The 21,723-nt window shown below is 70.9% G+C and carries 18 protein-coding genes and 1 pseudogene; 16 read left to right on the top strand and 3 right to left on the bottom strand.

The genetic code is table 11. From position 1 onward, the window contains the following. Nucleotides 1–25 precede the first annotated feature (25 nt). Genes ACFVYS_RS27455 through ACFVYS_RS27440 form a run of 4 tightly spaced genes read left to right on the top strand, consistent with a single transcriptional unit; the run spans nt 26 to nt 4,296 of the window. Nucleotides 26–1,180 carry an acyl-CoA dehydrogenase family protein gene (locus ACFVYS_RS27455; RefSeq protein WP_389506186.1) on the top strand — a complete coding sequence of 385 codons (1,155 nt, stop codon included), beginning with the start codon at nt 26–28 and terminating at the stop codon, nt 1,178–1,180. Between the two features lie 21 nt (nt 1,181–1,201). Continuing rightward, a complete protein-coding gene (locus tag ACFVYS_RS27450) occupies nt 1,202–2,461 on the top strand; it encodes an aminotransferase class I/II-fold pyridoxal phosphate-dependent enzyme (protein WP_389506184.1) in 1,260 nt (419 codons plus the stop codon). Nucleotides 2,462–2,466: 5 nt separating this feature from the next. Next, nucleotides 2,467–3,612 carry a GNAT family N-acetyltransferase gene (locus ACFVYS_RS27445; RefSeq protein WP_389506280.1) on the top strand — a complete coding sequence of 382 codons (1,146 nt, stop codon included), beginning with the start codon at nt 2,467–2,469 and terminating at the stop codon, nt 3,610–3,612. A gap of 45 nt (nt 3,613–3,657) precedes the next feature. Next, nucleotides 3,658–4,296, top strand: a complete 639-nt coding sequence (locus tag ACFVYS_RS27440) for a sterol desaturase family protein (RefSeq protein WP_389506182.1) — start codon at nt 3,658–3,660, stop codon at nt 4,294–4,296. Here ACFVYS_RS27440 and ACFVYS_RS27435 read toward each other — a convergent pair. Further along, nucleotides 4,260–6,509 (bottom strand): MMPL family transporter, encoded by a 2,250-nt coding sequence (locus tag ACFVYS_RS27435; RefSeq protein ID WP_389506180.1) that lies wholly within the window; start codon nt 6,507–6,509, stop codon nt 4,260–4,262. The genes ACFVYS_RS27440 and ACFVYS_RS27435 overlap by 37 nt on opposite strands. 237 nt (nt 6,510–6,746) lie before the next feature. After that, nucleotides 6,747–7,628 carry a helix-turn-helix domain-containing protein gene (locus ACFVYS_RS27430; RefSeq protein WP_389506178.1) on the bottom strand — a complete coding sequence of 294 codons (882 nt, stop codon included), beginning with the start codon at nt 7,626–7,628 and terminating at the stop codon, nt 6,747–6,749. A gap of 183 nt (nt 7,629–7,811) precedes the next feature. On the opposite strand from ACFVYS_RS27430, the gene ACFVYS_RS27425 reads away from it, so the two are divergent. From ACFVYS_RS27425 to ACFVYS_RS27385, 9 genes are all read left to right on the top strand, one after another. Further along, entirely contained in the window at nt 7,812–8,828 is a 1,017-nt protein-coding gene (locus tag ACFVYS_RS27425; RefSeq protein ID WP_389506176.1) for a zinc-dependent alcohol dehydrogenase family protein, read from the top strand. A gap of 188 nt (nt 8,829–9,016) precedes the next feature. Continuing rightward, on the top strand, nt 9,017–9,682 hold the full coding sequence (locus tag ACFVYS_RS27420) for an SDR family NAD(P)-dependent oxidoreductase (protein ID WP_389506174.1): 666 nt from the start codon (nt 9,017–9,019) through the stop codon (nt 9,680–9,682). Nucleotides 9,683–9,698: 16 nt separating this feature from the next. Then, nucleotides 9,699–10,217, top strand: a complete 519-nt coding sequence (locus ACFVYS_RS27415) for a cyclophilin-like fold protein (RefSeq protein WP_389506172.1) — start codon at nt 9,699–9,701, stop codon at nt 10,215–10,217. A 179-nt stretch (nt 10,218–10,396) separates the two neighbouring features. Beyond that, nucleotides 10,397–11,653: an MFS transporter gene (locus tag ACFVYS_RS27410; RefSeq protein ID WP_389506170.1), complete on the top strand. Its 1,257-nt coding sequence runs from the start codon at nt 10,397–10,399 to the stop codon at nt 11,651–11,653. 66 nt (nt 11,654–11,719) lie between these two features. Then, nucleotides 11,720–12,487 carry an SDR family oxidoreductase gene (locus ACFVYS_RS27405; RefSeq protein WP_389506169.1) on the top strand — a complete coding sequence of 256 codons (768 nt, stop codon included), beginning with the start codon at nt 11,720–11,722 and terminating at the stop codon, nt 12,485–12,487. Nucleotides 12,488–13,031: 544 nt separating this feature from the next. Then, nucleotides 13,032–13,682 carry a (2Fe-2S)-binding protein gene (locus tag ACFVYS_RS27400; protein WP_389506167.1) on the top strand — a complete coding sequence of 217 codons (651 nt, stop codon included), beginning with the start codon at nt 13,032–13,034 and terminating at the stop codon, nt 13,680–13,682. Between the two features lie 12 nt (nt 13,683–13,694). Then, on the top strand, nt 13,695–14,675 hold the full coding sequence (locus ACFVYS_RS27395; RefSeq protein WP_389506165.1) for an FAD binding domain-containing protein: 981 nt from the start codon (nt 13,695–13,697) through the stop codon (nt 14,673–14,675). Beyond that, the gene (locus ACFVYS_RS27390; RefSeq protein WP_389506163.1) at nt 14,672–16,867 is read left to right on the top strand and encodes a xanthine dehydrogenase family protein molybdopterin-binding subunit; all 2,196 of its coding nucleotides are present in this window, start codon (nt 14,672–14,674) and stop codon (nt 16,865–16,867) included. The genes ACFVYS_RS27395 and ACFVYS_RS27390 overlap by 4 nt, the downstream gene beginning before the upstream one ends. A gap of 154 nt (nt 16,868–17,021) precedes the next feature. Further along, entirely contained in the window at nt 17,022–18,152 is a 1,131-nt protein-coding gene (locus ACFVYS_RS27385) for an XdhC family protein (RefSeq protein WP_389506161.1), read from the top strand. A 109-nt stretch (nt 18,153–18,261) separates the two neighbouring features. Here the strand turns inward: ACFVYS_RS27385 and ACFVYS_RS27380 are convergent, their stop codons facing one another. Further along, nucleotides 18,262–18,402, bottom strand: coding sequence for a hypothetical protein (locus tag ACFVYS_RS27380; protein ID WP_389506159.1), 141 nt, complete (start codon nt 18,400–18,402; stop codon nt 18,262–18,264). Between the two features lie 288 nt (nt 18,403–18,690). Here ACFVYS_RS27380 and ACFVYS_RS27375 point away from each other — a divergent pair. The 3 genes and pseudogenes from ACFVYS_RS27375 to ACFVYS_RS27365 all read left to right on the top strand — a co-directional run. Further along, nucleotides 18,691–18,942: pseudogene (locus tag ACFVYS_RS27375) on the top strand (transcriptional regulator); the annotation flags it as partial. Between the two features lie 766 nt (nt 18,943–19,708). After that, a complete protein-coding gene (gene pcaC / locus ACFVYS_RS27370; protein WP_389506157.1) occupies nt 19,709–21,019 on the top strand; it encodes a 4-carboxymuconolactone decarboxylase in 1,311 nt (436 codons plus the stop codon). Between the two features lie 43 nt (nt 21,020–21,062). Then, on the top strand, nt 21,063–21,698 hold the full coding sequence (locus tag ACFVYS_RS27365; protein WP_389506278.1) for an MBL fold metallo-hydrolase: 636 nt from the start codon (nt 21,063–21,065) through the stop codon (nt 21,696–21,698). Nucleotides 21,699–21,723: the final 25 nt, after the last annotated feature.

Here is a 21,723-nt window from a genome sequence, read left to right as displayed (position 1 = left end):
TGCCACGCCGTTGCGCGCTGCGACGATGCTCGATCCAAGCTCTCCCGCCGCGTTTCGCGAGTCGGCACGTGTCCTGGTCGACGCCGAGATCACACCGTATCTGGCACGTTGGGGACGGCAGGCGACGGTGACGCGTTCCCTGTTCGAAGCCATGGGCCGGGCCGGGGTGTTCGGCATCGGCGTACCCGTGGACCAGGGCGGACTGGGGCTGGACCTCGCCCATGGCATCGCGTTCGGCCGCGCCGTGATGCGTGAGCCGGCCGCCGGAGTGTGCACCAGTCTGTCGGTGCTGACGCACTTGGTAGCCCCTCTGCTGGCCGGCCACGGCACCCCCGGACAACGGGACAGGTGGCTGCGCCCGATCCTCGCGGGCGAGGCCGTCGCCTCGGTCGCGTTGACCGAGCCAGGCGGCGGCTCCGATCTGGTCCGCTCCGTTGCCGCGACGGCCCGGTCCGAACCGGACGGGTGGGTCCTGCGGGGCGAGAAGACATTCATCACCAACGCGCCTCTCGCTGATGTCCTGATCGTCCTGGCCCGCACCACCCCCGGAGCCTCCGCCCTGGGTCTGACCCTGTTCCTCGTACCCGCTGATCTGCCCGGGGTCGTTGTCACGCCGCTCACGACGGCAGGGCTGCACGCCTCCCCGACCGGACGGGTGAGCCTTGAGGACTGCCGGCTGCCCCGCGAAGCGGTGCTCGGACGCCCTGGCCTGGCCCTGGCCCTCCTGGCGGGAATCCTCCCGCAGGAGCGTCTGGCGATCGCGGCGGGAGCCCTGGCCTGTGCTCGCTGGGCACTGGAACGAACGGCACGTCTGGTGGGTCCGACGGGCCAGGCGATGGCCGAACTTGCTTGGTGGGACGCCGAACTCGAGGCAGCCGAGACTTTCGTCGACGTCACCGTGGAACAGATCGGAGGCGCCGACGACCAGCTGGACGCCGCGTTGGCCAAGACAGCCAGTGCCCGGCTGGCCCAGCGGGTCGTACAGGAATGCGCCCGGCTGTCCGGCCCCGACGCCTTCCGGGACGACGAGTCCGCCCCCGGCATGCTGACCGTGCTGCGTGATGTCCGCGTCTTCAGCGTGTACGGCGGCAGCTGCGAGACGGTCCGGGACATGGCCGCCACAGAGATCCTCCGAGGCGCACGCGCCACCGGGCAAGGCCCGCACCACGCACAGGAGTGAGAAAGCGAGATGAGACCGCCGATGGAATTCGGTCCCGCACACAGCAGCATGCTCGACCTGGTGGACCGCTGGCAGCAGGAGGACACCTATCCGCTGTTTCCGCTGATCACGGAGGCCGCGACGACCCGGGCCCGGATCGGGGTGCCGCACGCCCGTCCCGGCTCGGGGAATGCCCACGGCCGGTCGGTCACCGTCTTCGGGTCCGCCGACTATCTCGGGCTTGCCCGGCATCCGCAGGTGCTGGAAGGCGCGCTCGCGGCCACCCGCCGGTTCGGCACGGGCACGTACGGAACGCAGGCCGTCGGCGGATACACCCAGCTGCACCAGGAGTTGGAAGCCGCCGTGACCGCCTGGTCCGGGCGCCCGGCCGCGCTCCTCTTCCCGACCGGGATGCAGGCCAACCTGGGCGTACTCGGCACCCTGGCCGGACCTCGTGACCATGTCTTCACCGACCGCTTCAACCATCAGTCGATCACCATGGGGATCCGACTGTCCGGAGCCACCGCGCACGTCTTCCGCCACAACGACCACCGACATCTGGCGGAGTTGCTCCGTGCGGCGCCCCAGCCGCAAGGGTCGGGGCGGCGGCTGATCGCCGTGGACGGCCTGTTCAGCGCCGACGGCGATCTCGCCCCCCTGACGGAGATCGCCGATCTGGCCGAACAGTACGAAGCCCTGCTGGTGGTGGACGAGGCACACAGCGCGGGCACGCTCGGCCCTCAGGGGCGCGGCGTCGCCGAGTCGCTCGGTGTGCTGGACCGGGTCGATGTCATCACGGGTACGTTCAGCAAGGCGTTCGCCTCCACAGGAGGGTTCGTCTGTGCCGACGCCGACGTGGTGACGCTGCTCAGGCACTCGGCGGACGCCTATCTGCTGTCCCTGGGCCTGCCGCCCGGCACGGTCGGGGCAGCACTCGCGGCGTTCTCGGTGCTGGCGGAAGAAGGGGCTGAGCGGCGGCGCAGGCTCCATGACAACGCGCGTACGCTGCGCGCCCGGCTGCATGCCGTCGGCGTCGCTACGGCCGACTCCGCCGCCCATGTGGTGGTGGTGCCGGTGGGCACCATGGACCGCACCGCGCGTGTCACCCGGCGACTGGCCGAACGCGGCCTGCTGGTCTGCCCGTTGTTCCCGCCGGCCGTGCCGATCGGAGGAGCCCGGCTACGGCTCGGCGTCTGCTCGGAGCACACCGAGGAGGACATCGACCACGCGGTCGGCCTGATCGCCGCAGCCCTCACCGAGGACGAGGATGCGCGCGCGGAACCGATCAAGGGGACGGTGTGACGGCCATGTCACGCGCCCTGGCCGATCCGCCCCGTGTCACGGTGGTGCGCAATGCCGCGCGGCGCCGGGAGTTCATCCGGCTGCCGTACCGGTTGTACCGGGGCGACCCCTGCTGGGTGCCGCCCCTGGAGAGCGAGCGCAAGGCGTTCCTCGACCCGCGGAAGAACCCCTTCTTCGAGTTCGGCGACGCAGAACTGTTCCTCGCTCACCGGGGAGACCAGGCCGTCGGACGCGTCGCCGCCGTCCACAACCCCCGACACAACACCCACCACGGGGACAGCGACGGATTCTTCGGGCTCTTCGAGTGCGCGGACGATCCCGACGCGGCCCAGGCGCTGTTCGAGGCCGTCGGTGACTGGCTGCGCGGGCGCGGGCTCACCTCGTCGGTGGGGCCGGTGAGCTTCTCGACCAACGGCGAATGCGGCACGCTCGTCGAGGGTTTCTCCACGTCGCCGACTGTCCTGATGCCGTACAACCCGCCCCATCACGACAAGTTGCTGCTGTCCTGCGGATTCACCAAGGCCAAGGACCTGTGGGCCTGGGAGTGGACCACGCAAGCGCCGGTGGACGGCGCCGTCACCCGGCTCGCGCAATGGGCGCAGGAGCGCGATGGCGTCCGCGTACGACCGCTCGATCTCAGCGACTTCGACGCCGAGGAGCGACGGCTGCGGGACATCTACACGCACGCCTGGGAACGGAACTGGGGCTTCGTACCCCCCACGGAGCGCGAGTTCCGCCACCTCACGGCACAGCTTCGGCGAATCGTCCGGCCCGAACTGGTTCTGGTCGCGGAGGTGGACAGGGACCCGGCGGCATTCTGCCTGGCCGTCCCCGACGCCAACCAGGCGCTGAAGGCGGCCGGTGGCCGACTGACCCGATACGGGCTGCCCATCGGCCTGATCAGGGCCACCAGAGCCGCCCGCAGGATCGACCGGTGCCGACTGATCGCCCTGGGAGTGAAACCGGAATACCGGAACCGGGGCCTCGACGCGCTGCTGTACACGCGCCTCGCCCAGGCCGGACGCCAACTCGGCTACAAGGCGGGCGAGTTGTCATGGGTCCTGGAGGACAACTCCGCCATGAACCAGGCCATCGCGCGGATGGGAGCGCAGCGGTCCAAGACCTATCGGATCTATCGGCGGCCTCTGTGATCAGAGGGCCGAGGCACACGCTGAGGCACACGAAGGTGAGACACGATGACAGCGAATGAGCCACTGCGGTGTGAGGAGAGTGCCGGGCGGGCGGACCGGCTGCGCGCGTCTCCGCCCATGTTCCGCTCACGCTTCCTCGACCGCTTCACCCGTGTGCATCCCGCCGTACCCCCGTTGTTGTACGGCCCGGCCGTCCTGCTGCTGCTCGCCTGGGCGGTCCGGCACACCGGGGCGCTCCTGCTCCTGGCGTACGTTCTGCTCGGCTACGGAGTATGGACGCTGACCGAGTACTGGGTGCACCGGATGCTGTTCCACTTCACCCCGCGCAGTGCGTGGGGACGCCGGGCGCACTGGATGGTGCACGGGGTCCACCACGACCACCCCAACGATCCCCGGCGGCTGGTCATGCCCCCCTCGGTCAGCGTCCCCGGCGCATACGGCGCCTACGAGCTGTTTCAGCTACTGGCCGGAGCGGGGCCGGGCGCCGCTCTGACCGGCGGATTCGTCGCGGGCTACGTGGTGTACGACGTTTTGCACTTCCACATGCACCACCACCGCCCGTCCACGACTCTGGGCCGGCGCCTGCGCAACCGCCATCTGCGCCACCACTTCCAGGACGAACGGCGTGGGTTCGGCGTGAGCTGCCCCTACTGGGACCACGTCTTCGGTACCGCCCCGCGCTGAAGGCCTCCCCGCCAGGTCGGCAGCCACCAGTTCACCCTGCCCGCGAGCTGCATCACAGCGGGTACGAGCAGTGCACGTACCACCGTGCAGTCCACCAGAACGGCCACCGCGAGGCCGACGCCCACCACGCGCAGATGCAGCAGCCCGGACAGCGCCAAAGAGGACATGGACACGGCGAAGACCAGCGCGGCGGAGGTGAAGAGCCGTCCCGTCCGCTGGAGGCCGGTCGCCACGGCGAGCGGGGTGGGGCTGCCGCGCCGGTGTTCCTCGAGGATCCGTGAGAGCAGGAAGACCTCGTAGTCCATGGAGAGACCGAACGCGACAGCGAACATCAAGGGGATGAGCACATCGGTGATTCCCGCAGGAGACACACCGGGAAACCAGCCCTCCTGGAAAACGGCGACCAGGATTCCGAAGGTGGCGGCCAGACTCAGCATGTTCAGCAGCACAGCCTTCACCGGCACGAGCAGACTGCGGGTGTAGAGCAGCAGCAGGAGGAAGGTCCCACCGCAGGCGAGTACCGCGACGAGCGGCAGCCGGTCCGTCATCACCTTCTCGGTGTCCGCCAGCCGGGCACCCGGACCACCGACGAGAGCCGGAACCGGCGCGGGGACCCGGCGGAGCCGCTCCACCAGCCGGCTCCCCTCGGGAGTGAGCGGCGCGCGGGCGTACGCCTGAGGGGTCACCGCCAGCCGACTGGCGGACGCGGCGGTGAACGACGACGCCCGGGCTGCCGGCAGCGGAGACCGGTTCCCGTCCTGGTAGACCCCTGTGACGGTGTCCACCCGGGCCACTCCAAAGACGCGGGAGAGCCTGCGGGCGTATCCGTCGAGCGCTGCCCGCTCCCGTGAGTCCGCCTCCGCGTTCAGGCCGGGCAACACGACGGAGGGGGCGCCCGACGCGGCCGAGCCGAACTCGGTGCGCAGGGTCCGGGCGGTCGCGGCGACCGGCGAGGAACCCGGGAGCGTCGCATCGGCGTACACACCGAACCGCACCTGAAACGCCGGTACGGCAAGGAGGACCAGGAACGCGAAGCCCGCGAGGGCGACGGCCGCCGGCCGCCTCACCACCCAGCGTGCAAGCCGGGCCCAGGAGTCGCTCTCCCGGCGCCCGCCGCGCGGTCGGCGCAGCCGGGCGAAGACGTCCCCGCGGTCGATACGGGCTCCGAGCACCACGAGCAGCGCGGGCACGACAGCCAACGCCCCCACGACGGAGGTGACGACGATCGCGGTTCCGCCGAAGGCGAGAGACCGCAGCAGCGGTAGCGGGACGACCAACAGCGTGCACAGAGCAGCCACCACGGTGGCGCCGGAGAACGCCACGGCGCGTCCGGCGGTGCGCAGCGTCACCTTCACCGCCGCGTCCGGGGTGTTGCCCGCGGCGACCTCCTCCCGGTAGCGCGAGAGGAGGAGCAGGCTGTAGTCCACGGCCAGCCCGAAACCCAAGGCGGTGGTGACACTGACGCTGAAGGCAGACACCGGCACCACACCGTCCAGCAGCCGCAGGCATGCCCCGGCGACCACCACGGCGAACGCGCCCACCACCACCGGAAGCAGCGCGGCCACGGCACTGGCGAACACCCACAGCAGGATCAGGAGAATCACGGGCGCCGCGATGAACTCGGCCAGCAGCAGCCCGCGTTCGCTGAGCCGTTCGCTCTCGGAGAGGACCGCGTCCTCGCCCCCGGCGGAGACCTTCAGCACTTCACCGGGCCCGGTCTTCCCGGTGTACCGGGCCACCACATGATTCGCCGCGGTGCGCACGGCCCGCTCGTCTCCCCGGAAACGCACCAGTACCAGCGCGCGCCGCCCGTCGGCCGCACGGAACTCGGGGAGCCGGAGCGGCCAGTACCCCCGGACCCACTCGGTGCGCGGATCGGCGGCGAGACCCTCGAGGAGTTTCCGGCCGGCCCGGGTGGAGCGCGGGTCGTCGACCGATCCGGAAGAGGTGGCCACCAGCGCCAGATGAGGCTCACCGGTTGTGAACCGGGAGGCCAGGAACTCGTCGGCGCGAAGAGACTCGGCGGTGGGCGGCGTCCAGCTCTCGGGGGAGGGACGGCTGCCGACACCGAGGAGGACCCCGATCGCACAACAAGCGGCCAGGCAGGCGAGGACGAGCACCCCGGCCGCACGGCGTTTCGCAAGCTGTGCCGGGACCGTCTGTTCACCGGACCGCAGGACTGTCGTATGCCCCTCCTGAGGGGCGGTCTTCACCACGCCCGGGGCAACGACGCCACGGGCCAGGCGTCACCGGGCTGGTCACGATTTCTGCCTGCACCGATACGGGCGCTCGCCGATAGGCGGTGATCTCGGTGCGCGCCGACCGAGGAGGCGGGGATCTCCATCGGCTGCGGAGGGCATCGCCCACACCGACCAGGCACGGGCAGCCTCCCTCTGTGCCAGACGACCGGCGCGATCAACCGGCCACCCCATGGCCGCGGACCGTCGCGGTCAGCTGAGAGGGGAGGAGGCCGACAGATCCTGATCGGCTGCCCAGGAGGCCAGGATGCGCAGCCGTTCGTGGGTGGGGGAGCCGGGTGCGGCGGTCCAGACGGTCAGGTGTTGGTCGGGGTCGGTGTTGGCGGTGAGGGTGTCCCAGTCGAGGACGAGTTCGCCGACGACGGGATGGTTGAGGGTCTTCGTGCCCACGGTGCGGGCGGCGACGTGGTGGTCGCCCCACCACCGCGCGAACTGCTTGTCCCGCATCGACAGTTCACCGACCAGCTCGACAAGGCGCGGGTCCTCCGGATACTTCGCGGCCTCCATCCGAAGCTGGGCCACGGAAATCTGCGCGGAGGTCTCCCAGTCGGCGTACAGGGTGCGCATCACCGGATCCGTGAAGATGATCCGCGGATAGTTGCGGTGCCTTTCCGGGACGCGGGAGAAGTCGGTGACCAGGGCTGCGGCCAGTGCGTTCCAGGCCAGGATGTCCCCACCCCGGCCCTGCACGACGGCCGGGGTGGCGGTCAGGTCGTCCAGAACCCGTTGCAGCTGCGGCTGGACCTTCTGCCGACTACGGCGCCGGGTGCGGGTGGTGGTCTTGCCCGCGAGCTGGAAGAGGTAACCGCGCTCGTCGTCGCCCAGATGGAGTACCCGGGCGAGGACATCCAGCACGGGCGCCGATGCCTGCATGCGGCCCTGTTCGAGGCGGGTGTAGTAGTCGGTGCTGATGCTGGCGAGCTGGGCGACCTCCTCGCGGCGCAGCCCGGCCACCCGGCGGGGCTTGCCGGTCTCGGGCAGTCCGACCGTGCGCGGGCTCAGCTCCGAGCGGCGCTTCTTGAGGAATTCTCCCAGCTCATTGAGGGGGACGTTGGCGGTCATGCTTTCCAGCATGACACCGATCCCACCTGGGAAAGGGGGGAGAATTTCCTCCCTGGATGTTTCCGTCCCGGGATGAATTCCTCCGCTTTTCGCGCTCGCCCTCGCGTGTGAGGCTCGATATCGAGCAGCCGATCCCGATCCCGATCCCAACCCCGGCTGCGCGCTCACCGATCCCCGCACCGAAGGAAGCCCCCCATGCGCGGAGCAGTCATCTACGCCCCCGGCGACGTGCGCTTCGAGAACCTCGACGACCCGAAGATCCTCCACCCGACCGACGCGATCATCCGCACGGTCGCCACCTGTGTCTGCGGCTCGGACCTGTGGCCCTACCGCGGCGCGGAACCCATCGGCGACCCGCACCCGATGGGGCACGAGTACGTCGGCATCGTCGAGGAGGTGGGCAGTGAGGTCGCCAACGTCAGGCCGGGCCAGTTCGTGGTCGGTTCCTTCGCCACCTCGGACAACACCTGCGCCAACTGCCTGGGCGGCTGGCAGTCCTCCTGCCTGCACCGGGAGTTCATGAGCACGTGCCAGGCCGACCACGTGCGCATCCCCAACGCCCACGGCACCCTGGTCGCCACCGACGAGCACCCGGACGCCGAGGCGGTGCCCGGCCTGCTGGCCGTCTCCGACGTGATGGGCACCGGCTGGTACGCCGCCCTCGCCGCCGAGGTCAAGCCCGGCTCCACCGCCGTGATCGTCGGCGACGGAGCGGTCGGCCTGTGCGGTGTCATCGCCGCCAAGGAACTGGGCGCCGAGCGGATCATCGCCATGAGCCGGCACGAATCAAGGCAGAAGCTCGCCCTCGAATTCGGCGCCACCGACATCGTCAGCGAACGCGGCGATGAAGGCGTCGCCCGCGTCAAGGACCTCACCGGCGGCATCGGCGCGGACTCCGTGCTGGAGTGCGTGGGCACCGCCGAGTCGATGCGGCAGGCCCTGCAATCGACCCGGCCCGGCGGCAACGTCGGCTTCGTCGGCGTACCCCACGACGTGGCCATCGACGGCCAGGAACTGTTCTTCTCCCACGTCGGCCTGCGCGGCGGCCCCGCCCCCGTGCGCCGCTACCTGCCCGACCTGATCGACCGCGTCCTGTCCGGCCGTATCAACCCGGGCAAGGTCTTCGACCTCACCCTGCGCCTGGACCAGGTCGCCGAGGGCTACAAGGCGATGGACGAGCGCCGCGCCATCAAGGCACTCCTCAAGCCCTGACCCCCAGGCCGGTGACCGGCCGCCCCTGTCGAGCACCACAGCGCGTACGGCCGGGCCCGACGGCGCCGGGCGCACATTGTCACCGGCCCTCGGCCCTCTCTCGCCCCGCACCCACACCGTCGGGCCGCATCACCGGCAGCGCGGATGCGGGCGGGAGCCACCGCCTCACACAAGGAACGACGAATCCCATGACGACCTTCGCGCTCATCGGCGCCGGCCCCGGTCTCGGGCTGGCCTCCGCCCGCCGCTTCGGCGTCGCCGGCCACGCCGTCGCCCTCATCGCACGCAACGCCGGGCGCCTGGAGGAGATGACCGCCGAGCTGGCCCGTGACGGCATCCAGGCTCGCGGCTTCACCGCCGACGTCCTCGACATCGAGTCCCTGACCACGGCCCTGCACGCGGCTGCGGCCGATCTTGGCCCCATCGAGATCCTCCAGTACAGCCCCGTGCCCCGCGCCGACTTCATGAAGCCGGTTCTCGACAGCGGCGCCGACGACCTCGACGCGCCCCTCGCCTTCTCCGTCAAGGGCTCCGTCACCGCGGTGAACGCAGTCCTGCCCGGCATGCGTGCCCTCGGCCGCGGCACCGTGCTGTTCGTCAACGGCTCCAGCGCGGTACGACCCAACCCGGACGTCGCCGGCACCTCGATCGCGTTCGCCGCCGAGAGTGCCTACGCCCGCATGCTGCACGACACGCTCGCCGGGGAGAACATCCACGCCGCGCAGCTGATCATCCCCGGAGCCATCCGGCCCGACGCCGAGCACAGCAGCCCCGATGTGCTGGCACAGCGGCTGTACGACATCCACCAGCAGCGGGATGGATTCCGCCACTACGCCGAGCCCCTGCCCGACTAGCCCCTGGACGACGCCCATGAACCCGGCCGCCCTCCGTGTCCTCGCCCGTGCCGTCGCGGCCACCGCTCTCGTACTGACCGGGGCGGCCTGCACCGACACCTCCCCAGCCTCCCCGTCCGCGACCACCACCGGGCAGCTGACGCCTACGTCAGAGGCACGCACCGCGGCATCCGACAGGAACACCGCCATGGACATCCGGGTCACCCTCGACGGCCGCCCCGTCGACGCCACCTTGAACGACAGCCCTGCCGCCCGTGACTTCGCCGAGCTGCTCCCGCTCACTCTGGACCTGGAGGACTTCCACCAGACGGAGCGGATCGCCGACCTGCCGCGCAGGCTGACCACCTCCGGAGCTCCCGAGCCGGCCGCGCCCAAGGCCGGTGACCTGACCTACTACGCGCCCTGGGGCAATCTGGCCCTCTTCTACCGCGACGGGGACTCCGTCTCCGACGACCTGCTGATCCTCGGCAGCATCGACGCCGATGCCGACAGGCTTGCCGGGGCCGACCGCATCACCATCGAAGCCGCGCCCTGACCCGCCCACCGCGCGCCCGTCACGGAGAGCGCCCGAAAGGAGGGGGGAGGTGATTCTCCCCTTTTCGGATGGTTCGGTCCATGGAACCGTGAAGGACGTGGCCGCGCCGTCCGCTGTCTGCCCGACGGCTCCAGCCGCCCCATGATCCGCCGAATTCCACTCAAGGAGAGATCACACGTATGCCTTCCGCATCCGGGACCACCCCCGGCAAGCTTCCCTTCGTCGTCTGGGTGCTCGCCGCCGGCACGTTCCTGATGGGGACCACCGAGTTCGTCGTCGCCGGCCTGCTGCCGGAGCTGGCCGGTGACCTCGGAGTCAGCGTCTCCCACGCCGGTCTGCTGATCACCGCGTTCGCCATCGGCATGATCGTCGGCGCGCCGACCATGGCCATGGCCACCCTGCGCCTTCCTCAGCGGCAGACGTTGATCCTGGCCCTGTCCGTGTTCTGCCTCGGACATCTCGTCGCCGCACTCAGCGCGTCCTTCACGATCGTCCTCCTCGCCCGCGTCGTCACGGCCTTGGCCACCGGAGCGTTCTGGTCCGTCGGCTTCGTCGTCGCCACCACCGCCGCAGGCCCGCACAACGCCACCCGCGCCACGGGCGTCATGATCGGCGGCCTGACCCTGGCCAACGTCGTCGGCGTGCCGATCGGCTCCTTCGCCGGCCAGTTCACCGGCTGGCGCGGCCCCTTCTGGGCCCTGGCCGTCCTCTCAGGGCTCGCCGCCGTGTTCATCGGCCGCTTCATCCCGGCCCGGGAACAGCGCGCCGAGGTGTCCCTCCGGGCCGAGGTCCGGGCTCTGCGCCAGGGCCGGCTGTGGCTGGCGCTCGGCGCCGCGATGCTGATCATGGGCGGTGTCCTGGCGACGTACACCTACGTCACCCCGCTGCTGACCGACCGCGCAGGCATCCCCGCGGGCGCCGTACCGCTCGTCCTCATCGCCTTCGGCGTCGGCGCCCTGGGCGGCACCACCACGGGCGGCCGCCTGGGCGACCGGCGTCCGATGGTCACCACCATCACGGCCGCAGCGGCCACCGCCCTGGTCCTGCTCCTGATGATCCCGCTGTCCGGCAACCCGGTGACGGCCACCCTCCTCGTCTTCCTCATGGGCCTGACCGGCTTCACGGTCAACCCGGTCGTCACCGCCCTCGCCATGCGCTTCGCGGGCGACGCGCCCACCCTCACCTCGGCGCTGACCACCTCCGCCTTCAACACCGGTATCGCCGCGGGCTCGGTGATCGCCGGTGCGGCCCTGGACTCCTCCCTCGGCCTGACCGGCCCGCCTCTGGTCGGCACCGTCATCGCAGCTCTCACGCTGCTGCCCCTGATCGCCCTCGCCGCCCACGGATCGTCCCGAAAGGGCCGGATCGTGGCCCGAAGCAGCGCTCCCACGCACACGCGGCACGACGAACCCGCGCAGGTGTCGTCGCGGCACTGACTCAAGCCCGGATCGGCGTCCTGCCGACACGAACCCGACGTACCAGCATGCGAGAGGAATCTGCTCATGACTGTGAACAGCGCGGACTTCACCGGCAAGGTGGCCTTCGTGACCGGAGCAGGCTCCGGCATCGGCCGCGCGACCGCCGTCGCCTTCGCCCGCGCGGGCGCTCGCGTCGCCCTCGCCGACCGGTCGCCGGACGGCCTGCGGGAGACCGCACGGCTCATCGAGGAAGCGGGCGGGCAGGCTTTGGCCCTCGCCTGTGACGTCACCAGCGAGGGCGACGTGAAGTCCGCCCTGGAAGACACTGTTCAGGAATTCGGGCGCCTGGACGTCTCCTTCAACAACGCCGGCGTCGAGCAGCCGGTCAAACCGGCCGCGGACATCGCGAAGGACGAGTGGGACCGCGTCATCGGCGTCAGCCTCACCGGGATGTTCCTGTGCGTGAAGCACCAGATCCCTCTGATGCTGCAACAGGGAGGCGGCGCGATCGTCAACGCCTCCTCAGGCGCCGGCGTCAAGGGTTTCAAGGGACAGGCGGCCTACGCCGCGGCCAAGCACGGCGTCATCGGCCTGACGCGCTCGACCGCCCTCGACTACGCGTCGTCCAACATCCGCGTCAACGCCATCTGCCCCGGCATCATCGACACCGAGATGATCCAACGCTTCGCCGAAAGCACCCCCGGAGGACGGGACGCCCTGATCGCGGACGAGCCGATCGGACGGCTCGGCACGCCGGAAGAGATCGCAGCCGCCGTGCTCTGGCTCTGCTCGGACGCCGCCTCTTTCGCCACCGGCCACGCCCTGGTCGTCGACGGCGGCCAAACCGTCTGACCGGCCAGACCGTCCGACGGCGGCCCATGGCAAGGCGTCGTGCCGCCGCAGCCCTTCCGGGCAGCCCCCACGCCACTCGCGCCACCACACCTCTGCACTCGCCGGTCACCGACCGGCAGTACAAGGGTCCCCGCACCCGCAACCGGTAGTCCCGGCCCATCGATCACGCGACCCGGGCTCGCTCAGGACGTCAGGGGATCCGGGATGAGGGCCGTGTCAGTGCTCTGCCGGACCGGACGATCAGTCCCCCACGCACAACGACATGGTGAGTGACGAGGACGCAACCGTCATCGGGGAGGCGACGCGGCTCTGTCTTGCCTCTCCCGCGCGAACGTGCCCCCAGTGATGTCGGCTGGTCGCTCCTGGTGGAGCTCAAAGGGGGAGGAAAGTCTCCCTGCCACGAGTGTTGCCGGTGGTGCAAGACTTCCCGCGAGACCAGCCCCCTGTCGAGGTGAGCGGTCACCGATGCCCGTGGTGGCGCCGATCCCGCCTGCTGTCCCTCTGTCGTGCACGACGGATCCGTCCGTGATGCGAAGGCGTACGTATGTCTGCTGAACTCCCTGAATCTGACTTTCCTCCCCCCACCGGCGCCGGCGAGCCCTCCCCGGCACCCACTCGGCGCACGTTCATCGCCGCAGGCACCGCGGTCGGCGGTGCCGTGGTCGCGGGCGGTGTGATCGGCGGGACGATCCTCGCCGACGCGCAGGAGGTGAGCGCTGCGGAGGCGCCGCCCTCCAGTCGCGTCTCCCTGACGGTCAACGGCACCCGCCGGACCGTGACGGTCGACAACCGCACCTCTCTGCTGGACCTGCTCCGTGAGCACCTCGGCCTCACAGGCTCGAAGAAGGGCTGCAACGCCGGGGCCTGCGGGGCTTGCACCGTCCTGGTCGACGGACAGCGGCACAACGCCTGCCTGACGCTCGCGGTGCGGCTGGAGGGCGCGGAGGTCACCACGATCGAGGGCCTGGCCGAGGGTGATCAACTCCACCCGCTGCAGCAGGCGTTCATCGACCAGGACGCGTTCCAGTGCGGCTACTGCACCCCCGGCCAGATCGTGTCCGGCGTCGGCTGCATCCAGGAGGGTCACACCGGTTCGCCGGAGGAGATCCGGGAGTGGATGAGCGGCAACATCTGCCGCTGCGGTTGCTACGTCAAGATCGTGCGCGCGGTGGAGCAGACCGCGCGCCGGAAATGAGGATCGGCCGCCATGCATCCCTTCTCCTACACCCGCGCCTCCGACACCCGTGAAGCCCTCAACGCCGGTGGGCGCGGCGGGCGTTACATCGCCGGGGGTACCACCCTGGTCGATCTCATGCGCGAGACGGTCGAACGCCCCGAGACTCTGGTCGACATCTCCGGCCTGCCGCTGAGCGCGATCACCGTCACCGAGCGCGGGGGCTTGCGCATCGGCGCCCTGGTGACCATGTCCGAGGCCGCCGCCCACACCAAGGTGCGCACCCTGTATCCCGTCGTCTCCGAGGCGCTGGAGCTGAGTGCTTCGGCCCAGCTGCGGAACATGGCGACCATCGGCGGCAACATCATGCAGCGCACCCGGTGCACGTACTTCCGGGACGTGACCGCCGACTGCAACAAGCGTGAGCCCGGCTCGGGCTGCGCCGCGCTGCACGGCTTCAACCGCACCCACGCGATCCTCGGGACCTCCGACGCCTGCGTGGCCACGCACCCGTCCGACGCGGCCGTGGCATTCGCCGCCCTGGAGGCCCGAGTGCACCTGCTGGGCCCGGACGGGACACGCCAAGTCCCCTTCGCTGAGTTCCTGTTGCCGCCCGGCAGTACGCCGCGGCGCGAACAGGCCCTGCACAAAGGTGAGTTGATTACCGCGGTGGAGATCCCCGCTCTTCCGCGCCCGCTCAGGTCCGGCTATCTGAAGGTGCGTGACCGGCAGTCGTACGAGTTCGCCCTGACGTCGGCGGCCGTGGCGCTGCACATCCGCGGCGGGGTGATCCGCGAGGCCAGGGTCGCCGCCGGGGGCGTGGGCACCGTGCCGTGGAAGCTGCCCGCCGTCGAACAGCACCTCGTCGGTGAACGTCCCTCGCAGGCCCTCTGGTCGGCCGCTGCCGCGAAGGCGGCGGACGGCGCCCGTCCCCTTCAGCACAACCGGTTCAAGGTCGAGCTGCTCAAGCGCACTGTCGAACGTCAGCTGCGCGTCGTAGGAGGTACCAAGTGAGTCCCCAGCCGCAGGCAGCCGTGGGTGCGCCGCTGTCCCGGGTGGACGGCCGGCTCAAGGTCACGGGCAAGGCGTCGTACGCCGCCGAGCACGATGTCGACGGGACCGGGCACGCCGTGATCGTCGACGCGAGCATCGGCCGCGGCCGCATCACGTCGATCGACACCGGCGCCGCCGAAGCCCTTCCGGGCGTACTGAAGGTGATCCACTACCGCAACGCACCGAAGCTGCCCTACCGCGACAACTCGGCGTCGAACAACCCGCCCGGCCGACGGCTTCGCGTCTTCCAGGATGACCGCGTCCTCTTCCACGGCCAGCCGGTCGCCGTCGTGGTGGCCACCACCCTGGAGGCCGCACAGCACGGTGCGAGTCTGGTCGAGGTCGGCTATGACGCCGAGCAGCCCTCGACCGACCTCGCCCAGGCCGAGCCGGACGAGCCGACCGGATACGCGCGCGGCGACGCAGAAGCAGCCCTGCGCTCGGCGGCCGTACGACTGGACCTGACCTACCGCACAGCGCGCAACCACCACAACCCGATGGAGCCGCACGCCACCATCGCCCGCTGGGACGGCGGCAGGCTCACCGTGTGGGACAAGACTCAGTGGGTGGTGGGCACGCAGACCGAACTCGCGGCGGTGTTCGGCCTGGGCATGGACGCGGTGCGTGTCATCTCGCCGTTCGTCGGCGGCGGTTTCGGCACGGCGCTGCGCTGCTGGCCGCACGTGGTCGTCGCCGCGCTGGCCGCCCGCGAGACGAAGCGTCCGGTCAAGCTGGTCCTGAGCCGCAAGCAGATGTACCTCGGTACCGGTTTCCGGCCCTCCTACGAGTACCACCTGCGCCTCGGTAGCGACCGGCGCGGCCGGCTGTCCGCCGCGGTCCACGAGCTGGACGCCGAGACGTCGTCGTACGAGACGTTCACCGAATCCATCCTGGCGGCCGGGCAGATGCTCTACAGCACGCCCAACGTGACCCAGACGTACCGGACGGTGCCGCTGGACCTGCCTACGCCGCTGTACATGCGCGGCCCCGGCTTCCAGACGGCCTCCTTCGTCATCGAGTCGGCCATGGACGAACTCGCCCACGAACTCGGCGTCGACCCGATCGAGCTGCGCCGGCGCAACGAGCCGTCGGAGGACGAGTCGTCGGGGCTGCCGTTCTCCACGCGCCGGCTGCGTGAGTGCTACGCCGTCGGCGCCCGCGAGTTCGGCTGGCGACTCCGCGCCCCCGAGCCCCGCTCCACGCGCGAGGGCGACTGGCTCATCGGCAGGGGCATGGCCGCCGGCGTCTACGACACCGCGCGCATGCCCGCCCAGGCCCGGGCCCGTCTGGACGCCGACGGCACCGCGCTGGTCGAGGCCGCCGCCACCGACATGGGCCCGGGTACGTACACCTCGCAGACCCAGGTCGCGGCCGACGCCCTCGGGCTGACCGTGCGCACGGTCACCTTCCGGCTGGGAGACTCCCTCTACCCGCCGACCCCACCGCACGGCGGTTCGATGACCATGGCCAGCGTCGGCTCCGCCACCCTCGACGCCTGCAACAAGGTCCGCCGTCAGGCGATCGGACTGGCCGTCCAGGACCGCGAGTCGCCGCTGTACGGGGTGGCCGCCGACGATGTCGTGGTACGCAACGGCCGACTGCACGTGAAGAACAATCCGGCCCGCGGTGAGACCTACCGGCGGCTGCTGGCCCGCAACGACCGAACCCACCTGGAAGCGGACGGCTCCTTCGCGCCGCCGACGGGCCCGGAGCGGCACTCCTTCTACGGCTACAACGCCACCTTCGCCGAAGTGGCCGTCGACGCGACCCTGGGCCTGGTGCGGGTGCGGCGTGTGCTGGGCGTGTACGACGCGGGACGCATCATCAGTCCCAAGCTCGCCGACAGCCAGGCCCTGGGCGGCATGGTGGGGGGTATCGGCACGGCCCTGCTGGAACACACGGTCACCGACCACCGCGACGGGAGGATCGTCAACGCCAATCTCGCCGACTACCTCGTGCCCGTCAACGCCGACGTCCCCGACCTCAAGGCGATCTACCTGGACGGTGAGGACCGCGAGGCGGACCCGCTCGGCGTCAAGGGACTCGGAGAGCTCGTGATGATCGGGGTGGCACCCGCCATCGCCAACGCGGTCTTCAACGCCACCGGCCGCCGTGTCCGTGAACTGCCCATCACCGCCGAGGCGTTGCTCTGACCTACGCGCCTCGGGCCGAGGAAGCACCCCGCTCGTCCGGCAGCCTCTCCCGTCAGGCTGCCGGACTTCCCGGGGCCGCCGCCGCGTGACGTTTCCCCGTCGTCGTGGCGGCGGCCCGCCCACTTTCCGACTGGTCCCGCCGTGGAGAACTGCCATGCTGAACATCGCGGACACGCTGCACCGCTGGTGCCGCGAGGCACGCCCCTTCGCCCTGGCCACCGTCGTCGGCGTGCACGGCAGCGCCCCTCTGCCGGTCGGTACGTCGGTCGCGGTGGACGAGGACGGCGACGCCGTCGGCGGTATCTCCGGCGGCTGTGTCGAGGGAGCGGTCTACGAGCTGTGCCGACAGGTGCTCCGTGACCGGGGCGCTCCGCAGCGCGCCTGGTTCGGCTACTCCGACGACGACGCCTTCGCCGTCGGCCTGACCTGCGGCGGCGAACTCGACGTCTTCGTCCAGCGCATCGATCCCGCAGCACAGCCGCACCTGTCCACGGCCCTCTCCGAGATCGGCCGAGGGGGACCGGTCGCCGTGGCGCGGGTCGTGGACGGCCCGGAGCACCTCCTCGGCTCCACGCTGAGCGTGCTCGGCGGTGACCGTGCCGTCCACGGGCGCGTGGACGGCGGCCCGGCGGACCGGGTGGTGGCCGACCAGGCCAGGGCCCTGCTGCGGGCCGGCCGCACCGCCCGCGTCGACATCGGCGGGAAGGAAGACGAATGCCCCGAACGGCTGTCCGTCCTCGTCCACGTCCATGCGACCCGGCCGCGCCTGCTGGTCTTCGGCGCCGTCGACTTCGCCGCCGCCCTCAGCCGGGCCGGCCGCTTCCTGGGCTACCACGTCACCGTGTGCGACGCCCGCCCCGTCTTCGCCACACCCGCCCGCTTCCCGCACGCGGACGACCTGGTGGTCGACTGGCCCCACCGCTACCTGGAGCGCACGAGCGTGGACGAGCGCACCGCCGTATGCGTCCTCACGCACGACGCCAAGTTCGACATCCCCCTGCTGCGCCTGGCACTCGACCTGCCCGTCGCCTACGTGGGGGCCATGGGCTCCCGGCGCACCCACGAGGAGCGCCTGCGGCTCCTGCGCGAGGAGGGGGTCACGGCCGACGGGCTGGCCCGGCTGCGTTCCCCGATCGGCCTCGACCTCGGAGCCCGCACGCCCGAGGAGACGGCCGTCTCCATCACCGCGGAGATCATCGCCCAGGCCAACCAGGGCACGGGCCGGCCCCTGACCCGGATCACCGGCCCGATCCACCGGCCCCCGAGGTTGACGAGCTACCGGTAGACCGGACTCATGGACTTCGCCTTCGTTTCACATCGAGCCTCGGTTCTGCCTCAACGTCTGTTGTCTCCCTGCCGCTTCATCAGTTTGTCCGGCAAGCACCGGGTACCGCTCAGCGGTAGTCGCTGAGCATGGCCAGGACTTCGTCGTAGGTACCCTTCGCCGCCGCGTTGAGTTTCACGGCCTGGGCCGTGCGCGCGGCGGCGAAGCTGGCCTGCGGACGCTGAACGGGTCGTGGGCCGAGCGCAGCCATGGGTGGGTCGCCAGAGCGGCGGCCAGCCGCCTGCACTCTTCCCCGGGCTGTGAGCCACCGCTCTCGGACCCACCCGCAGCGGATTCTCCGTCCGACGCACCGTGCCACGAAGGCAACGACGCCTCTCCCTGGCAGCCGACTGGCGAAGGGTGTCGAAAGCCGAGGATGCATGCAGGGAAGACGAGGAGCAGCCAGGCGCGGGTGATCACCCGGCGGCGGAAGTGCCCCACGTCGGCGTAGAAGAGCCTCGGCGCCGGTCACCGCGGCACGAGGGCGGCCGGCAGCACGGACTTCCGCACCCGCTGGGCCCGCTACGACGTACGCCGCCACACCACCGGCTTGAAACACCTCCACCACCGCGCCATCGGCACCCTCCACCTCACCTTCGAGGCGATGGCACTCGTCGCCGGCGAGGACCTGACCCTCCTCGCCTTCGGCGCCGAACCCGGCACCGCCTCCGAGGACGGCCTGCGCCTGCCGGCCACCTGGGCGGCCACCCACGACCAGCAGCGCGCGGTCCCTGCAGCCGACGAGACCTGAGCGATTGGTTTCCCCGTCGAACGCCCCGGGGTCGACTCACCTGTCGCTGTTGCGCCGCCCGCAAGGCAATGCAGCGCGTGGCTACCCGGCACTCCGGCAAGCCGTTTCGGGGCTGACCTCCGCGACCCCGTACCGGCCATCAGCCCGCCTCGCCGCACTGTGTGCATGGCCAGTCTCAGGCTGCTGTCAGAAGGGGGAGATCCAGGTTGAAGCAACCTGAACCAAGATGTCGGCTTCTGTGCCGCAAAACGATCTGCCGGAGTCAGAACCAGGATGTGTCTGGGGCTGGGACTGGGCATGCTCAGTGTTTCTGGGTGGGGATGCTGTGACGGGCGGGAGGATGGGCGGGTGCTGTCCCGGGTCCGCGGTCTGACTCATGACACGCCTGACCGAAGTGTCCTGGTCTCACAGTGTCGGCCGTTGGCCGGGGATGGTGCGTTGTCGGTGCCGGGCCGGCGGGGCGTGTCCCGACAGGGGCCTGCCGATCAGTTGTGGCGTCTGTGGCGTCCTCACGATGCTGACCGCCCGATGCGGCCCGGTACCGGCAACGTGACGCGCCATCGGACCGGAAGGGGGACGGGAATGTCCAGTAAGCCGCCTGCCTCGCGGACTTGTCGTCGACGCTCTGCGGGATACCGTGATCTGCTGAAGCAGGCCGGGAAGTGGCGAGCCGTGAGGCTGCCCGGGAGGTCTTCCACCTGGTCAGACAGTTACAGTCAGGGCCCCGCTCATAGGGGCTGTTGTGACAGATGAGAGGCTCGGACGGGTGAGCGAGACACCACCGAACACCCTGCAGTACCGCTTCGACGGGCCAGAAGACGCCCCGGTCCTGATCCTGGGGCCCTCCCTGGGTACCACATGGCACATGTGGGACCGTCAGGTTCCCGAGCTGGCCCAGCAGTGGCGGATCTTCCGCTACGACTTGCCCGGCCACGGCGGCGCCCCGGCCTACCCGGTCGGATCCGTCTCCGACCTGGCCGGGCGGCTGCTCGCCACCCTCGACGCGCTCGGCGTGCAGCGCTTCGGCTACGCGGGCTGCGCGTTCGGCGGCGCGGTCGGCGTGGAGCTGGCGCTGCGGCACCCGGAGCGGGTCGCCTCCCTCGCGCTGATCGCGGCCTCGCCCCGGTTCGGCACGGCCGACGAGTTCCGGCAGCGGGGCGTGATAGTCCGCACCAACGGCCTCGACCCCATCGCCCGCAGCTCGCCCGACCGCTGGTTCACCAGCGGTTTCGCGGCCGCGCAGCCCGCGATCACCGAGTGGGCCGTGCAGATGGTGCGCACCACCGACCCCGGCTGCTACATAGCGGCCTGCGAGGCGCTCGCCGCCTTCGACGTGCGTGCCGAGATCGGTCTCGTGGGTGTGCCGACGCTGGTCCTGGTCGGCTCGGACGACCAGGTCACCGGACCCGCCGAGGCGCGCACCCTGGTGGCCGGCATCCCGGACGCCCGGCTGGCCGTCGTACCGGGCGCCTCGCACCTGGTCCCGGTGGAGCAGCCCGCGGCCGTGACCGACCTGCTGGTCCGCCACTTCTCCACCGCCTGGCAGCCCGCCTACGACTCCGGCACCGGGCAGACGGCCGTGCCGGGCATCCCCGTCCGGGCGGTCCTGACCGTGCCCCAGCAGCCTCCGCAGCCGGTGGCCATCGCGGAGATCGCGCCCGCCCCCGTCCTCGAACCGGTGCAGGCCATGGGCCGCCCCGATCCGTACGACGCCGGTCTGAAGGTGCGCCGTGAGGTCCTCGGGGACGCCCACGTCGACCGGGCGCTGTCGCAGGCCGACGACTTCTCCGGGGAGTTCCAGGAGTTCATCACCCGCTATGCCTGGGGCGAGATCTGGGACCGGCCCGGCCTCGACCGGCGCTCCCGCTCCTGCGTCACGCTCACCGCGCTGGTCGCGGGCGGCCACCTGGAGGAGCTCGCCTTCCACATCCGCGCCGCGCTGCGCAACGGCCTCACCCCGGACGAGATCAAGGAGGTGCTGCTCCAGGCGGCCGTCTACTGCGGCGTACCTGCGGCGAACAGCGCGTTCAAGGTGGCACAGCAGGTCATCCGGGAGGAGACCACCCCCACCGAGTGAGCCGTCCACCGGAGGCGGGGGCAGGATGGGTCTCATGACGGCTGTGAAACTCACCAAGATGTCGCACGCGTGTGTGCGCCTGGAGAAGGACGGGCGCACGCTCGTCCTCGACCCCGGCGGGTTCAGCGAGGCGGATGCCGCGCTCGGCGCGGACGCGATCCTGGTCACCCACGAGCACCCCGACCACTTCGACGAGAAGCGGCTGCGGGCGGCCCTCGAGGCCGACCCGGCCGTCGGGATCTGGACCCTGGGGTCCGTCGCGGAGAAGCTCTCCGCCGCCTTCCCCGGCCGGGTGCACACGGTCGGCCACGGCGACACGTTCACCGCCGCGGGCTTCGACGTCCAGGTCCACGGCGAGCTGCACGCCGTCATCCACCCCGACCTCCCGCGCGTCACCAACGTCGGTTTCCTCCTCGACGAGGGCCGCGTCTTCCACCCCGGAGACGCGCTCACCGTCCCCGGGCTCCCGGTGGAGACCCTGCTGGCCCCGGTCCAGGCCCCCTGGAACAAGATCTCCGAGGTCATCGAGTACGTCCGCGAGGTCCGGCCGCAGCGCGTCTACGACATCCACGACGCCCTCCTCACCGACCTCGCCCGCCCGATCTACGACACCCACCTGGGCAACCTGGGCGGTGCCGACCACGGCCGGCTGGCGCCCGGGGCCTCCGCGGAGATCTGAGCGAGGGCGTTGTCGGACCCGCCGG

The sequence above is a fragment of the Streptomyces sp. NPDC058295 genome (genome assembly GCF_042880655.1).
GTDB lineage: Bacteria > Actinomycetota > Actinomycetes > Streptomycetales > Streptomycetaceae > Streptomyces > Streptomyces coriariae.
This window is presented reverse-complemented; position numbering and strand designations above follow the sequence as displayed.

What these genes read in the sequence shown, in the direction of transcription:
- ACFVYS_RS27420 (WP_389506174.1), top strand. Translation starts at nt 9,017, where the DNA reads ATGACGACCTTCGCGCTCATCGGCGCCGGCCCCGGTCTCGGGCTGGCC.
- ACFVYS_RS27410 (WP_389506170.1), top strand. Translation starts at nt 10,397, where the DNA reads ATGCCTTCCGCATCCGGGACCACCCCCGGCAAGCTTCCCTTCGTCGTC.
- ACFVYS_RS27380 (WP_389506159.1), bottom strand. Translation starts at nt 18,402, where the DNA reads ATGGCTGCGCTCGGCCCACGACCCGTTCAGCGTCCGCAGGCCAGCTTC.
- ACFVYS_RS27385 (WP_389506161.1), top strand. Translation starts at nt 17,022, where the DNA reads ATGCTGAACATCGCGGACACGCTGCACCGCTGGTGCCGCGAGGCACGC.
- ACFVYS_RS27450 (WP_389506184.1), top strand. Translation starts at nt 1,202, where the DNA reads ATGGAATTCGGTCCCGCACACAGCAGCATGCTCGACCTGGTGGACCGC.
- ACFVYS_RS27445 (WP_389506280.1), top strand. Translation starts at nt 2,467, where the DNA reads ATGTCACGCGCCCTGGCCGATCCGCCCCGTGTCACGGTGGTGCGCAAT.
- ACFVYS_RS27430 (WP_389506178.1), bottom strand. Translation starts at nt 7,628, where the DNA reads ATGCTGGAAAGCATGACCGCCAACGTCCCCCTCAATGAGCTGGGAGAA.
- ACFVYS_RS27395 (WP_389506165.1), top strand. Translation starts at nt 13,695, where the DNA reads ATGCATCCCTTCTCCTACACCCGCGCCTCCGACACCCGTGAAGCCCTC.
- ACFVYS_RS27415 (WP_389506172.1), top strand. Translation starts at nt 9,699, where the DNA reads ATGAACCCGGCCGCCCTCCGTGTCCTCGCCCGTGCCGTCGCGGCCACC.
- ACFVYS_RS27400 (WP_389506167.1), top strand. Translation starts at nt 13,032, where the DNA reads ATGTCTGCTGAACTCCCTGAATCTGACTTTCCTCCCCCCACCGGCGCC.
- ACFVYS_RS27405 (WP_389506169.1), top strand. Translation starts at nt 11,720, where the DNA reads ATGACTGTGAACAGCGCGGACTTCACCGGCAAGGTGGCCTTCGTGACC.
- ACFVYS_RS27440 (WP_389506182.1), top strand. Translation starts at nt 3,658, where the DNA reads ATGACAGCGAATGAGCCACTGCGGTGTGAGGAGAGTGCCGGGCGGGCG.
- ACFVYS_RS27425 (WP_389506176.1), top strand. Translation starts at nt 7,812, where the DNA reads ATGCGCGGAGCAGTCATCTACGCCCCCGGCGACGTGCGCTTCGAGAAC.
- ACFVYS_RS27455 (WP_389506186.1), top strand. Translation starts at nt 26, where the DNA reads ATGCTCGATCCAAGCTCTCCCGCCGCGTTTCGCGAGTCGGCACGTGTC.